13 protein-coding genes are annotated in these 13,949 nt (G+C 46.7%); 4 read left to right on the top strand and 9 right to left on the bottom strand.

The genetic code is table 11. The annotated features are described in order from the left end of the window. Positions 1-193: 193 nt before the first annotated feature. The gene (locus M1E03_RS03135) at positions 194-919 is read left to right on the top strand and encodes a C39 family peptidase (RefSeq protein ID WP_214485295.1); all 726 of its coding nucleotides are present in this window, start codon (positions 194-196) and stop codon (positions 917-919) included. Between the two features lie 278 nt (positions 920-1,197). Then, positions 1,198-1,866: a pectate lyase gene (locus M1E03_RS03130; RefSeq protein ID WP_020453073.1), complete on the top strand. Its 669-nt coding sequence runs from the start codon at positions 1,198-1,200 to the stop codon at positions 1,864-1,866. A 29-nt stretch (positions 1,867-1,895) separates the two neighbouring features. On the opposite strand, the gene M1E03_RS03125 is transcribed toward M1E03_RS03130, so the two are convergent. The 5 genes from M1E03_RS03125 to hprK are packed head-to-tail and all read right to left on the bottom strand — an operon-like array spanning position 1,896 to position 5,776. Beyond that, positions 1,896-2,414, bottom strand: coding sequence for an acyltransferase (locus tag M1E03_RS03125; RefSeq protein WP_023856365.1), 519 nt, complete (start codon positions 2,412-2,414; stop codon positions 1,896-1,898). Further along, a complete protein-coding gene (gene ppaX, locus M1E03_RS03120; protein ID WP_025810719.1) occupies positions 2,411-3,058 on the bottom strand; it encodes a pyrophosphatase PpaX in 648 nt (215 codons plus the stop codon). Before ppaX ends, M1E03_RS03125 begins: the two co-directional genes overlap by 4 nt. Continuing rightward, positions 3,048-3,995 (bottom strand): nucleoside recognition domain-containing protein, encoded by a 948-nt coding sequence (locus M1E03_RS03115; protein ID WP_075212703.1) that lies wholly within the window; start codon positions 3,993-3,995, stop codon positions 3,048-3,050. The genes ppaX and M1E03_RS03115 overlap by 11 nt, the downstream gene beginning before the upstream one ends. 24 nt (positions 3,996-4,019) lie before the next feature. Then, positions 4,020-4,832 (bottom strand): prolipoprotein diacylglyceryl transferase, encoded by an 813-nt coding sequence (gene lgt / locus M1E03_RS03110; RefSeq protein ID WP_020453077.1) that lies wholly within the window; start codon positions 4,830-4,832, stop codon positions 4,020-4,022. Between the two features lie 11 nt (positions 4,833-4,843). Then, positions 4,844-5,776 carry an HPr(Ser) kinase/phosphatase gene (gene hprK / locus M1E03_RS03105; RefSeq protein WP_020453078.1) on the bottom strand — a complete coding sequence of 311 codons (933 nt, stop codon included), beginning with the start codon at positions 5,774-5,776 and terminating at the stop codon, positions 4,844-4,846. Positions 5,777-5,972: 196 nt separating this feature from the next. On the opposite strand from hprK, the gene M1E03_RS03100 reads away from it, so the two are divergent. Both M1E03_RS03100 and M1E03_RS03095 read left to right on the top strand, forming a co-directional pair. Next, positions 5,973-6,452, top strand: coding sequence for a MarR family transcriptional regulator (locus M1E03_RS03100; protein ID WP_020453079.1), 480 nt, complete (start codon positions 5,973-5,975; stop codon positions 6,450-6,452). A 184-nt stretch (positions 6,453-6,636) separates the two neighbouring features. Beyond that, a complete protein-coding gene (locus tag M1E03_RS03095; RefSeq protein ID WP_458110790.1) occupies positions 6,637-8,151 on the top strand; it encodes an MFS transporter in 1,515 nt (504 codons plus the stop codon). A gap of 16 nt (positions 8,152-8,167) precedes the next feature. Here the strand turns inward: M1E03_RS03095 and M1E03_RS03090 are convergent, their stop codons facing one another. From M1E03_RS03090 to M1E03_RS03075, 4 genes are all read right to left on the bottom strand, one after another. Beyond that, positions 8,168-12,178: a metallophosphoesterase gene (locus M1E03_RS03090; protein WP_458110664.1), complete on the bottom strand. Its 4,011-nt coding sequence runs from the start codon at positions 12,176-12,178 to the stop codon at positions 8,168-8,170. A gap of 97 nt (positions 12,179-12,275) precedes the next feature. After that, positions 12,276-12,635: a phage holin family protein gene (locus M1E03_RS03085; protein WP_023856370.1), complete on the bottom strand. Its 360-nt coding sequence runs from the start codon at positions 12,633-12,635 to the stop codon at positions 12,276-12,278. Next, a complete protein-coding gene (locus tag M1E03_RS03080) occupies positions 12,632-12,832 on the bottom strand; it encodes a PspC domain-containing protein (protein ID WP_020453083.1) in 201 nt (66 codons plus the stop codon). The genes M1E03_RS03085 and M1E03_RS03080 overlap by 4 nt, the downstream gene beginning before the upstream one ends. 4 nt (positions 12,833-12,836) lie before the next feature. Beyond that, positions 12,837-13,931 (bottom strand): DUF4097 family beta strand repeat-containing protein, encoded by a 1,095-nt coding sequence (locus tag M1E03_RS03075; RefSeq protein WP_020453084.1) that lies wholly within the window; start codon positions 13,929-13,931, stop codon positions 12,837-12,839. Positions 13,932-13,949: the final 18 nt, after the last annotated feature.

The raw sequence follows: 13,949 nt of genomic DNA, 5'->3' as shown, positions 1-13,949 counted from the left end.
GAATCCTTTAGTTCGCTAATATGATAATATGCTAACAGATAAAAGAATCAAAATCAACAGCCGCTCTTAAAATAGACTCCGGACCGTATGGGAAATGATAACTTTTATGTAATGAACATCTTGATGTTATAATATAAACAATTGCAAATCTTTGCCTTAACCAAACCAGCAAAGGGAAGACAGGAGACTCAGAATGAAATTTTTCAAAACTCTTTTTTTAATTTTTTTCGTAGCAGCTCTTATAACCGCCGTTCTTATACTGTTTTCTAAAGATGCGTTAAGCCCGTTAGCCGAAATGCTGCACAGCAGCCATAAGAATGCTGCTGACAATAAAGAAGTACATCAGCCGCTTGACGTCCCGCTGATCAACCAAATGGACTCGCCGAAGCTTTATAACGGCTGTGAAGTCGCCAGCCTGGCGATGATCTTAAACTACAGCGGATATCATGTCACAAAAAATGAGCTTGCCAATGAGGTGAAAAGAGTGCCTCTGCACTACGAAAGCGGCTTAAAGGGAAATCCTAACGACGGCTTTGTGGGAGATATGGAAAACGGACCCGGACTGAGTGTCTACCATGGCCCGATTTACGATTTGGCCTATTCATACGCAGGTACTAAAGCTGTCGATTTGACGGGAAGTGAGCCGGAGAAAATATATGAACAGCTGAATCAAGGAAGACCGGTTTGGGTTATCACCACTGTTCATTTCAGTCCAGTCAACGATATGGAAACATGGAATACGCCGTCAGGTAAAATCGATGTGACGTACAGCGTTCACAGTGTTGCCGTGACAGGCTATGATGAGGATTACGTTTATTTGAATGATCCGTACGGATATAAAAACAGAAAAACAGACAGAGAAAATTTTGAGAAATCATGGACACAAATGGGCAGTCAGGCGATCGTGATCGCCTCTTAAAAAGGCAGATTAACCCCTGCCTTTTTTAGTTCTTTCAACCCCTATTAAAATAAGCCTCTTTCCCCTTTCATCACATCCAAAATACAGAAAACAACCTCATTGCACGTGTTCAATTTACTGATTTTCATAATATTCACATTTTTCGTTTACATTTCAGCAAGCTCGCATATATGATAGTACCGAAATAGGTGTCTCATCTTATTGCAAAAGGACCAGAAATTGCTTTCATCTAAGGGAGACAAATCTGTTTTGAACAATATTTCATGAGGAGGATGAAAATGATGAAGAGATTAGCAGGTACGGTTATTTTGTCAGGTTTGCTCGTCTGCGGGTTTGGACAGGCTCTGCCCGAAAAAGCCTCGGCCGCCGAGGTCGTTCACAAAACGATCGTAGTCGAAAAAGGACAAACGTATGACGGGAAAGGCAAGCGGCTGATTGCAGGTCCGGAGCTGGGGGACGGAAGCCAGCGCGAAGATCAAAAACCGATTTTCAAAGTGGAGAATGGCGCGACGCTCAAAAATGTCGTGCTTGGCGCTCCTGCTGCTGACGGTGTTCACACTTATGGTAACGCTTCTATAAGCAATGTTGTTTGGGAAGATGTCGGCGAAGATGCCCTGACTGTCAAAAGCGAAGGAAATGTCACGATTAACGGAGGATCAGCCCGGCTTGCCGCGGACAAAATCTTTCAGATTAATAAAGCGAGTACATTTACCGTGAAAAATTTCACTGCGGATCAAGGAGGCAAATTCATTCGCCAGCTCGGAGGCTCGACATTTAAGGCAGTGGTCAATATTGATAACTGCACGATTACAAATATGAAAGAGGCCATCTTCAGAACCGACAGCAGTACAAGTTCCGTTACGATGACAAATACAAGGTACTCAAAAGTCGGAAAGAAGTGGATCGGTGTGAAGCATATTACGGAAAGGAACAATCATGAATTTTAACTTTGATTGCAAATAAAGGCCCCCGTTCTTTATTCAGCGGGGGTCTCCAACCTTTTTTCCATTTCTTCTTTTGTATAGATCAGCCGCATCGGATTGCCGCCGACAAAAGCGCCCGGAGGCACATCTTTATGAACGAGCGTACCGGCGGAAATGACGGCGCCGTCTCCGATTTCGACGCCTGGAAGGATCGTCGTATTGGCTCCGATCATGACTTCATCGCCGATGACAACCTCGCCGAGCCGATATTCTTTTATTAAATACTCGTGCGCCAAAATGGTCGTATTGTAGCCGATCACGGTGTTACGCCCGACGGAGATCTTTTCAGGAAACATGATATCCGGCATGACCATTAAAGCAAATGAGCATTTCTCTCCGATTTTCATCCGCAAAAACGTCCGGTACATCCAATTTTTCATCCCAAGAAACGGCGTATAGCGCGCTGCCTGAATGACGATAAAGTTTTTGACCACTTTAAAAAATGGAACCGTCTGATAGATGTGCCATAAGGAATTGGAGCCGGACACCGGATAGCGCTTCGTTTTTCTCAAGCTTTCTCCACCTCAAGAATGCGAAGGAGATCGCTCATTTGCTGGAGCATAAAATCAGGCTCGTGTTTAGCCAGGCTTTCTTCTCCTTTAATCGTCCACGCAACGCCTGCTGTTTTCGTTCCGGCGTTCTTCCCTGCTAATATATCGTGGTAATTATCACCGATCATGATGGCTTCTTCCGGACGGCTGCCAAGCTTGGAAAGGGCGAGCAAAACAGGCTCGGGATCTGGCTTCGGCCGCTTGACGTCATCCAGCGTCACAACCGTCTCGAAAAAGGCATCAAGCCCCGTCAGTTTAAGCCCCATGATAACGGTGTCCCGCAGCTTTGTCGTGACAATCCCGAGCTTATACCCTTCTTCCGCGAGACGTTCCAGCGTCTCGTAAACCGTCTCATACTCTGTTACCAGTTCATCATGCATCTGATGATTAAATGTCCGGTACATGGTGATCATTTCTTCAGCCTTATCCTTTTGAATGCTTGAGAACGTTTCATAAAGGGAAGGTCCGATGAAAGCAAGGACATCCTCCCGTTTATAGCGTCCCGGTGCATAATGGTCGAGCGTGTGCAAAAATGAGGCGATGATCAGCTCATTTGTATTGATTAGCGTTCCATCCAAATCAAATAAAACTGTATTAACTTTCATACAAAGCTTCCTTTCTGCGAACGGAATAACCCGGCTTTCTCCAGATGCGCGAAATCGCGATCGTCAGCAGAATCGCGGTTACAAGCCTGATCAACAAAAGAGGCCAGACCGGAATGCCGAGCGGGATAAATACCAATGTGTCTTCCACAACCGCGTGACAGGCAACGAGAAAAATAAACGCGAGCGTTACATCTCTTTTGCTGACGCCGTCTTCTTCGACCGCTTTGATCATAACGCCGGCCCCATATGCAAGGCCGATCGTCAGCCCGGCAACCATCGTCATTGAGGTGTTCTCTTTCATGCCGAGCATTCTCGTCAGCGGTGCAAACCACTTTGAAAAAGTATGCAGCCAGCCAAGGTCTCTCATATATTGAATGATGATCATCAGCGGTATCACGATGGCTGCAAGCTGAAGGACACCAAGACCCGCCTTGGTGACGGCTTCAAGCGCAATTTCAAGCCAGCCGGAAGGAGCGGCGCTTTTCGCAGAGATCAAGCCGTATTTAGCCGCATCCTGACCGCCGTGCCAGACAAGGTTAATGATAAAGGCCGAAAAAACGGCGAGGCCGATGCGCACAAGCAAAATAAGCCATATTTTAATTCCGACCCTTGATGCAACGGTCGATTCGATAATCAAATTGTGGCAAAACGACAGCATCACCGCTAAAATAAACACTTCTTTAACTGTCAAATCAAGCGTTAAAATCCCCGCAATTCCGGCATACAAGTTCAGCATGTTGCCGAGCACAAGCGGTATCGCCGCTTCCCCTGACAACCCGAAAATTCCCATCGCCGGCGTGATCAGTTTGATCAACCAGTCCATCACCGGTGTGTGCTGAAGCAGGCTGACAATCAGCGTGACAGGAAAAATCACTTTTCCGAGTGTCCACGTCGTTTTCAGTCCCGCCACAGCGCCGGCTTTTAAAGTTCCCTTCATTGCTGTCTCCCCTTTGTAAAATCGCTACATCTCCTGATACCGTTTAATCTCTCGCCCTTTGAAACGTCTGTAGGCTATCAGCGCAGCCGCACTGAGGATCAGGACGATTGAAATCACCTGGGCGATGCGAAGGTTCGCCGTCAGCATCAGACTGTCCGTTCTCAGGCCTTCGATATAGTAGCGTCCCATCGAATACCAAATGACATAGATTAAGAACAGCTCGCCTCGCTTTAAATTCGCTTTTCTTAAAAGAAGCAGAACGACTACTCCCGTGAAGCTCCACAGCGATTCATACAAAAAGGTAGGCTGGTAGTACTGCCCGTCGATGTACATTTGATTGATGATAAAATCAGGCAGGTGGAGGTTTTCTAAAAATGCTCTTGACACCGCCTCACCGTGCGCTTCCTGGTTCATAAAGTTTCCCCAGCGGCCGATCGCCTGACCGAGCAGGATGCTTGGAGCAGCAATATCAGCCAGCTTCCAAAACGAAAGCCCTTTGACCTTCGCATAAATGATTCCCGTCAGTACGGCGCCGATCAGTCCGCCGTGGATCGCAAGGCCGCCGTTCCATATTTGAATAATCTGGTCCGGGTGTTCACTGTAATAGCCCCATTGAAAAATGACATAGTATGCCCTTGCACATAAAATTGCAATCGGGATCGCAAAAAGCACCAAATCGACAAAGGTGTCCTTATGCAGCCCCCTCCGTTCGCCTTCCCTGACCGCCAGCCACAAGCCCAGCAAAGCGCCAAGGCCGATGATAATGCCGTACCAATGGACAGCAATCGGCCCCAGGTGAAAAGCAATCGGATTTAAAGGTTCAATCGTTTCATTCATATTGTCAGCTCCTATTCTTCAAGCTCACCATCTTCAATCACATCCGCAAGCTTATGGGTAAATTGCTCAGCGGCATTCAGACCCATTCTCTTTAGTCTGAAGTTCATTGCGGCCACTTCGATGATGACGGCAAGATTTCTTCCCGGACGAACCGGAATTGTCAGCTTCGGAACGTCTGTATCAATAATTTTCATTGTATCTTCTTCAAGCCCTAAGCGGTCATACTGCTTTCCTTGCTCCCAAAGCTCCAGACTCATGACAAGAGTAATCCGCTTAAAGCTTCTGACCGCCCCCGCGCCAAATAACGTCATGACATTGATAATGCCAAGGCCTCTGATTTCCAGGAGATGCTCAATTAATTCAGGCGCGCTTCCGATCAATGTATCCTGGTCTTCCTGTCTGATCTCAACGCAGTCATCCGCCACAAGGCGATGGCCTCTTTTGACAAGCTCCAAAGCCGTTTCGCTTTTTCCAACGCCGCTCTTTCCGATAATGAGCACCCCGACGCCGTAAACATCGACGAGGACGCCGTGAATCGCAGTTGTCGGAGCCAGCTGGCTTTCAAGAAAATTCGTCAGACGGCTTGTCAGGCGCGTCGTCTTTAACGGGGATCGAAGCACAGGCACGCCGTTTTCTTCGGAAGCCTCGATGAGTTCAGGCGGAATCGGCAAATCACGGGAAAGGATGATCGCCGGTGTAATTTCCGTGCATAACGACAGCATCCGCTGCTTTTTTTCTTCCTCTGGAAGCTTTTCAAAAAAGGTAATCTCGGTCTTCCCAAGCAGCTGAACCCTCTCTTTTGGATAGTATGTAAAATAACCAGCCATTTCAAGGCCCGGTCTTGATAAATCGCTCATCGTAATCGGGCGGTTGATCCCTTCTTCTCCGCTGATGAGCTCAAGCTTAAATTTATCCATCACATCTTTTGTTCGAACTTTCGGCACGATTGATGCACCCTCCTCTTCTCAGATGAAGAACTAGACATTCAGCTTTATTCTATCACTTTCAAAATGAACCTAAAACATTTTTTGAAAATGGCCCCCCTTGACACTTCGGTGAAGTCTTCTTTTCCCGGGCTTTCTTTCAAAGCGAAAAATCAGTAGTATGTAAAGAGGAACGCGAAAAGGAAGTGAATAACCGTTGAAATACAATATCCATGATACCACCGTGCTGAACGAAGACATTTTGACCCCGGAAGAAAAAGAGACATGGGTTCTTTATATGAAAGTACTGACCGCTGCCGGCCTGGGGGATGTCTCCGAATGGATGAAGCTCGATCTCAGCATGCCGCAAATGAAAGTTTTAATGCTTCTGAACAACCACGGCACACTGAAAGTCTCTGAAATCGCTGAAAAAATGGGCGCTTCCCTTTCAAATATGACCGGACTGCTGAGCCGCCTTGAACAAGCGAACTTCATCAAAAGAACACATTCCGAGCAAGACCGGAGAACGATTGTTGTTGAACTAACCGAAGATGCAAAGGGGATTTTTCGAAGCCTTTACAAAAAGGGCCACGAAAAGCTCAAAAAGGCGCTCCAGAAACTGAACGAACAGGAAAAAACCAAAGTGAATGAAGGCCTTACCATTCTTGAAAAAGCGTTAAAAGCTGACGATGAATAGACAAGCTGCCCGGAAAACGGCGCAGCTTTTTTTGTTGAAAAATTTCTTTTGACAAAACGTGTTTTTTTAAGGATGATTAAAATAGTTCACTCAAAGTGAATTATTCATTTTAAATTAATAAAAAAGGAGGATATATGGTGTGAACCAAAAGTGGGCCGTATTATTATTTACGATCGGCGTGTTTATGGCTGCTTTAGACAATGGCATCATTTCAGCCGCACTGACGACAATCAACGATTCTTTTCAAGTATCCCCCTCATGGGGAGCTTGGGGCATCACACTTTATACGCTCGGTTTGGCAGTCAGCGTCCCGATCGTCGGAAAGCTGTCTGACCGGTATGGACGCAAAAAGCTGTTTATCATCGAAGTCTTGCTGTTTGGCGCCGGTTCGCTGCTGGTTGCATTGAGCCAAAACTTCCCGATGTTTTTATTGGCAAGGCTGATTCAGTCGCTTGGCGGCGGCGGAATCTTTATTATCGGAAGCTCGCATATTCTCACTGCGCTGCCTAAAGAAAAACAGGGAACCGCACTGGGGCTTTTAGGTGCGATGAACGGCATCGCGGCAGTGCTCGGTCCGAATATCGGCAGCTTTATTTTGGATATGACCGGAAGCTGGCACTGGCTGTTTTTGATCAACCTTCCGATTGCCGCAGTCCTGATCATTCTAAGCATTCCATTGATGAAAGAAACAAAAGGCGGAACACAGAAGCCGCTCGATCTGGCCGGAACTGTGCTGCTGTCTCTTGCGATTTTAGCTGTGATGTACGGAATAACGAATATAAACGGACAGCACATGTCTGCCGTCCTGTCCGACCCAAAGGTTTACTGTTTTCTTCTGATCGGCTGCGCGCTGTTTGCAGGACTCATCTTTTATGAAAAACGCATAGAACTGAAAGGCGGCGACCCGATACTTGCCTACAGCTTATTAAAAAACAAGGTGTTTCAATGGACGCTTTTTATCGGATTTTTATCCGGCGGACTCTTGGCAGCCGTTATTTTCATTCCTGCATATGCGGAACAATATTTGCATGTCGCTCCTGAAAAAGCGGGGTATTGGATGACGCCTCTGGCGCTGGCTTCAGGAATAGGAGCAGGGCTCGGCGGAATGCTCGCCGATCGGAAAGGACCGGTAAAAGCGGCATGGCTCTCGGGAATCATTTCGTTCGCCGGGTTTTTACTCTTATCCGTCTGGGTGACAGAGAAGTGGGAATTTGTTTTGGCAAGCATTATCGCAGGGGTCGGTTTTGGTTTTCTGTTAGGCGCGCCGTTAAATATGCTTGTATCAGAGGCAGCAAAACAGGATTACGGGACTGCGCTCGGCACATTATCACTCGTCAGGCAGATGGGAATGACCTTGGCGCCCGCTTTGTATGCAGGATATATAACGGCCGGCTACGAAAATATCGGCACACATATCAAACAAAAACTGAATGATGCAGGGATGCCGATAAAAGAATTTACAGGCGGTGAGTCGGACGTAGCGCGTCTGAACGAATCACTCAGCCAGATTCCCGATCCAAAAGTCAAGGACATTATAAGCGAAGCGATCCATGAAAGTGTGGGAACGGGGTTTTTTAACCTCTACTTCACAGCCGCCGTCCTTTCCCTTGCCGTCATCGCTTCTGTCAGCATTTTATCGCTTTACAGAAAAAAACAAACCGCCACGGCAACCCGTCTGAAAAAAGATGTGACAAACTAAAAAGCATTTGCTCCCCTTAGGAAAACAAATGCTTTTTACGTTCACAAATGAATACCGCAGCCAGCCAAAAGCCGATTACAGCAATTGGGGGATTTTTCATACCTGACGGCTCAAGTTTCGCTTGCTTTAACTTCATGCCGGCCGGCGGGGGGCTCCCCGACAATTGCCACAGAGCTGAGCCCACCCCGGCGGTTTGATCTATCAAAAAGGATTTCATGCCGTCATCTTTTGTCGTCAATTTCCACATCTGAGATCTGCTTTTGCCGCCGTAATGGTCAGAAGCTGCGGCGTACCAGAAATAGGTTGTGTTCGGCTGTAAATCCTTCCATGTCACTGAAGCCGTCTTTCCGCTTTTCACCGTTTTTGCTTTCCCAATTTCCTTGTTCGAAAAGACATTCAGCTCAAAATAATCGGTTTTAACCTTTTTCTTCCGTGGTTTCAGATCCGTTTTGATGTTGAACTCGTCTTTCGGGCCGAATTGGTGCGGATCATAAAAATTATAGTCGTCAAGATATGGCGAATACGTTTTGACATGGATCGTGTCATGCTTCGGATCTACATGAAGAATTCTTAAATAACCTTGGCCTCCTTCAGGACCGCCCTGATAGTCGGCAAGCATTTGATACACCTTGCGATCCGGCTTGCCGTCCCCGTTATCATCAAGCCTGTCGACTTGTAAGTTGGAGCTGTGATAGTGGCCGCTCAACACAGCGATCACATTCGGATTCCGCTTGATGATCTGTTCAAATATTTTCTCCCCGATTGGACTTCTGCTTCCGCTGACAAGCAAAAACTCGTGAAATGACAAAATCGCTTTTCGATCGGGATGGCGTTTCAGAACATCATCTATCCACTGCAGTTCTTTTTTTCCGATTCCCCACCCCATCGATACCATGATATAGTCGTTTCCCCCGCTGGAGATGAGATCGTAATGCCCTTTGTTATTCTGATAAGACCCGCCGTAATGCGGTTTTTGTTTAAAACGTCTTTCCCCGAAATACCTGCCGAATTTCAAATAAGACCGGTCTTTATGGCTGACATCGTGATTGCCCGCCAGCACGCCGTATGGAACTTGATGGTCGTCGAGAACTTTCATGAACTGGTCGGCGCGCTTCCATTGCAGCGGCTGATCCGCTTCATCCACAAGATCCCCCGTATGAAAGACGTACTGAATGTTCAGCTTATCCTTTTGTTCGGCGATCCACTTGACCTGACGTTCAAAAATGTGCGGATAGCTTTCCGAATAATATTGCGTATCAGACATCCACACAAATGTATAGTCATTTTGCGAAAGCTGAATTTGATCCTGAATGATGATGCTCGCCTTGGATTGACGGATATAATCGGCAGCTTTTATGCTTCCTTTGAGGGTGAAAGGTTTTTCATCCTTTGCAACATGGAATGTCAGCGTCTCCCACCTCTTGCTCGTCCAATTCCAAGCGAACATGGAGACTTTTCTGCCGGGAAGCGAACTGCCTCGCCACCGCACTTCCACCTTGTCGTTCGGCCCCGTATTTTCATCCACTTTGACATCAAAGCGATGGTACGGAAACTTTGTTGTTGATGACGTTTCAAAACCTTTTCCGTCAGGTGCGGACATGCCGCTGCGCTCTTCTTTTGTCATCGCCTTTTCCCCTCTGACCGCAAAGCTTTGCGGAGGTTCCGTCCCGCTTTCGTTCGCTGACACGTCAACGTGCTCTTCGTCTTTTACAGTGTACTGAAACCCTTGATGGAATGACACTTTCATCTTATCTTTGGTCGGGTCCTTGACGCGAACGGCCAGCTTAGCTTGTGTGCTGCCGGGGGCATTTTTGACCTGGGCTGGCTTGTCCGGCTTTTCCTCTTTAATATAAAATGCCTTTTTCACGATTGACAGGTTGCCGGCGCTGTCCTCCGCTTTTATTTTCAGTTCGTGCTTTCCCGCATCCAGGCCGGCAGAAGATATAAAATAGGGAAGCGCTATTTTTTTGCCGTCAAGAACGGCTTTTATGCTTTTCACACCGCTCCATTTATCGTGTGCGACCGCATTGATCTCAAACGATCCTTTATACGTCCTGCCGTCTTTTAATGACGTTTTGATCTCAGGGCCTGTATTATCAACCGTCACCCTGCGGATGAGCCTTTCTTCGCCATTCTCCGCTTCAACGATGTGCGGCCCTTCATCCCAGGCCCGTGTATGCCATTGACTGGCAAGCGATGTAAACTTGGCTTCCGGAATCGAAAAACGGAATTCATACCATTCGCGCGCCCCTGGACCGTCGCCGGCCGGAAGCTCAGCTTTCGGATCGTCGTACTGCTCATCGCGAATGATGGTCCCATCCGCTAAGATAAGACGGGGATTCTTGAGGACAAAATCATCCCTGTTTTCTTCTGCAGATTGTTCAAATGGGGTTGACTTCGTGCCTGAACGAACTTTAATCGCAAACGGCTTTCCTTTTTTAAATTCCTCCGGAGAAACCGGAACCGTAATGGTCGTATACCGGCGGCGCGAATCGTCAAAAACTTTTTGAACCCTTCTGCCGATCGTTATAGCATTTTTAAAATACAGATTTGTTTGATTGACATCGAATGCAAAGTAGGCCTTTTTTTCAAGCGCTGATTCACCTTTTTTTTGTTCAATTCCGTCAATCCGAATTGTCGTTTCAAAAGGCGGCTTTTCTGCTGTGGCTTTCAACAGCATTTTTCCGGAAACGGTTCCGCCTTCGCTTACATTCAGCCTGAGCCCCTTTAAAATCCGCTGTTCAAGCGGTATCGTTTTCTTTTCAGTCACCGTAACATTTGATCCATCGCCGGACCGCATATAGTATTCCACTTTTTCTTTGCCAATGAGCTCGGCAAAATAGATATTGTGGCGGTACAAACCGTCATTGCGGCTTTTTTCAACACGGACTTCAGTAAACGGCTCATCATCATTCATACGGTAGAAAAACTGCGCCTGTTTCACTTGCCGATTGTCTTTCATGTCAGCTAAGAGCTGAATCGTTTCACCCGGTTTGACCGCTTGATGATCCGTCATATCATGGATCGCCGGCTTTTCTCTGTCAGGCATGACCGTCACCGTCTGTGAAGGAACCTGCGCCTTCAGGAGCGAACCAGGAGACGGTGTTTCTTCCCCGGCCGATATCATTTTCATATGCTTCGTTCCATCCAGCGGATATCGATAAAGAAGCGCTTTATTTTTAGTGACATCAGTTTTATCCGGCTTGCTTTGATAACGGGCGGATGCGACCTCTTCCCCGCTGTTTGTGCAGATAATCACCTCTCTCGGCGCCGTATTCGCCAGGCCGCTCCCTTTGAGAACAGAAAGCGTTTTGCCTTCACGAAGGTGAACACCGTAATGCTGATTGAAGTCATCTTCCGTCAAATGTCCGTTTGAGCGGTTTTTCACCCAAAACACGTGTGTTTGACCGGAAGGAATCGTCACATCATCGCGTTCAAAAGGCCAGACGGTGTCTGATTCCTTGCCCTTTTCAGGATGCCTGTATTTCATTTTGTAATTGTTCAGATGAACAGCTTTATTGGTATTGTTATAAACTTCAATAAATTCATAGCCGTCCTTTGCACCGGTGTTTGACGTGTCGACAGCCATTTCCGTGATCAACAGCTCCGGAAGCTTTTGTGTATCCGTACGTACGCCTTTCAGGGCGACAGTATACACATCCGTCTTCACAGAGGAACGACCGGCCTGAGCCTCAATGTAATACTGGACTTTGTCGGATGCTATGGATTCGCTTTCCAACTTGGCAATATAGCCGTTCTGTTTGCCCGGCTCTACTTCCATCGGAATCCCCCGATACGGCAATTCGGCATGCTGCTTGTAATACAGAATGACCGTGTCAGCGGCCGCCTCCGCGGAAAAATACAAGTCGTCTCCTTTTTTTACTTGTTCAACAGAAGTATGCCTGATGGCCGGTGAACCAAGCTGACTGTGCTCTTTTTCCGCCGCGGACGATATCGGCATCTGTAAGGCAAAAAGTAAAACTGCGGCCAGAAACAAAAGGGTTTGGCGATTTCTGTACTTTTTCATCGTCTACCTCCCTTTCGTATTTTGCCTTTACAGATCATTTTTATGAAAGAGACATCCGTGCAAAAAAAAGAAGCCTGATGAATCATCAGACTTCAACTTATTTTTTGGACATTGGTTCGATAATTGCTTTTTGAATGAGCAAGTGGAAAACCGACAGGACGATCGACGCAAAAATGGCTGTCCCAAAGCCGTCCAGGTCAAAACTGTCCCCCATAATGGATGCGGTCATATAAAGAGTAATCGCATTGATGATAAACAAAAATAAACCTAACGTAATCACCGTGACAGGCAGCGTCAAAATCACCAGCACCGGCTTCACAAACATATTTAAGATCGATAAAATCAAACTTGCCGTGATGGCTGCCCCGATGCTTCTGACGTGAACCGAATCAAAGTAACCAGCAATAACGATTAATAATAAGGCATTGACAAGAACGTTTATGATCCATTTCATCATCTGTCGACGTCCCCTTCATTCGGCACTAGGAATACCCAGACAATATAAATCAGCAGAACGGGAACTCCGGTCGAAAATATAAATAATAGAACCGTAATGATTCTCAGCAATGACGCATCCATATTTAAATACTCAGCAAGACCCCCGACGACCCCGGCAATCTTTCTGTCTGTTTCGGATCGAAATAGCCTTTTCATTGTATCACTCCTGTGTATGGTTTAAATGGATCGATCCTGTCTTCGATTCCAAAAAAACAGTCATGCTATGATCATGATTTTGATTTGCTTTTAGATACATTTCTTTCTGGATTGTCTCGTTTTTTTCTTTTAAAATTTCCGCATCTGACAGATCATGAGACAGAGAACCGAGATTGCTTTTCAGCTCCGCTGTCACAGCGCAGTCCCGGGGAACATTCAGCTCTACGCTTCCAGTCGTTGTTTTCACGTATGCCGTCCGGCAGTGCGGATTTTTGACTGTTGCAGCAATATTACCGTTAAAGCTCTGCAGGTCAAGTGCATCGCATGAACCTTTAAGATCGATCAATCCATTGATGGTTTCCGCTTCAATCTCTCCGCAAGTATGGTCGGCGAGTTTGATTTGCCCATTTGCAGTTTCCAATGAAGCTTTTCCTGCCGTGAGAGCAGAGAACGACAGCACGCCGTTCGTCGTTTTGGCGGACAGCTCTTTTACGTTTAAATGTTCCCCTCTGACCGGGCCGTTAAACAGCTTAAAGCGGATTTTGCCGTACTCTTTGTCCGGTATATAGACGGTAAGGTTGGTCTTCATTGTTTTTTTCTCCGTGCGGATCGTGAACTTATCGCCTTCCACACCGCAGTCGATATGCTGGAGAAAAGCCTGCCTTGCTTCATCCTGATTTTCGGCGCGGTACACTTTTGCCTGGCATTCGACTCTGATGTCGGAATCGTTCCATGGTACAAGGTTGACGCTGCCGTTGGCAAGCTGAATATCCAGAGTCGAAAAATCGGAGTCTTTGAACTGGAATATATGCTGAACCTCGAACGAGTGCCCGAAATTCAAATCCAGGTCTGCTTCTTTCACTTTTTTTACAGCGGTATCAATCCATTCGAACAGTTTGGAACCGATTGAAGGCTTCGGTTCTTTTTTCTTTTCGCTGTAGAAGTCTTCCGCATCAATGACATTTTCAGACAGAGCTGTCACCTTGCTCTCCGTTTCTCTGTAGTCTTCTTCAAGTTTTTCGATCAGGATCAGCGCCTCTTTCGCAGACAGTTTTCCTTCCTCGACCAATTTTAAAATTCGCTCTTTCTCATGCTTCATGAAAAGCTCCCCCGTTCT

This window comes from Bacillus sp. PK6-013, assembly GCF_054161445.1.
Note: the sequence above shows the minus strand (reverse complement) of the source record. Positions and strands in the feature narration are given on the sequence as shown.

Coding starts and splice junctions, on each gene's coding strand:
- M1E03_RS03090 (WP_458110664.1), bottom strand. CDS start 12,178: ATGAAAAAGTACAGAAATCGCCAAACCCTTTTGTTTCTGGCCGCAGTT.
- M1E03_RS03080 (WP_020453083.1), bottom strand. CDS start 12,832: ATGAAAAGGCTATTTCGATCCGAAACAGACAGAAAGATTGCCGGGGTC.
- M1E03_RS03135 (WP_214485295.1), top strand. CDS start 194: ATGAAATTTTTCAAAACTCTTTTTTTAATTTTTTTCGTAGCAGCTCTT.
- M1E03_RS03115 (WP_075212703.1), bottom strand. CDS start 3,995: ATGAAGGGAACTTTAAAAGCCGGCGCTGTGGCGGGACTGAAAACGACG.
- M1E03_RS03095 (WP_458110790.1), top strand. CDS start 6,637: ATGGCTGCTTTAGACAATGGCATCATTTCAGCCGCACTGACGACAATC.
- lgt (WP_020453077.1), bottom strand. CDS start 4,832: ATGAATGAAACGATTGAACCTTTAAATCCGATTGCTTTTCACCTGGGG.
- ppaX (WP_025810719.1), bottom strand. CDS start 3,058: ATGAAAGTTAATACAGTTTTATTTGATTTGGATGGAACGCTAATCAAT.
- M1E03_RS03075 (WP_020453084.1), bottom strand. CDS start 13,931: ATGAAGCATGAGAAAGAGCGAATTTTAAAATTGGTCGAGGAAGGAAAA.
- M1E03_RS03130 (WP_020453073.1), top strand. CDS start 1,198: ATGATGAAGAGATTAGCAGGTACGGTTATTTTGTCAGGTTTGCTCGTC.
- M1E03_RS03085 (WP_023856370.1), bottom strand. CDS start 12,635: ATGATGAAATGGATCATAAACGTTCTTGTCAATGCCTTATTATTAATC.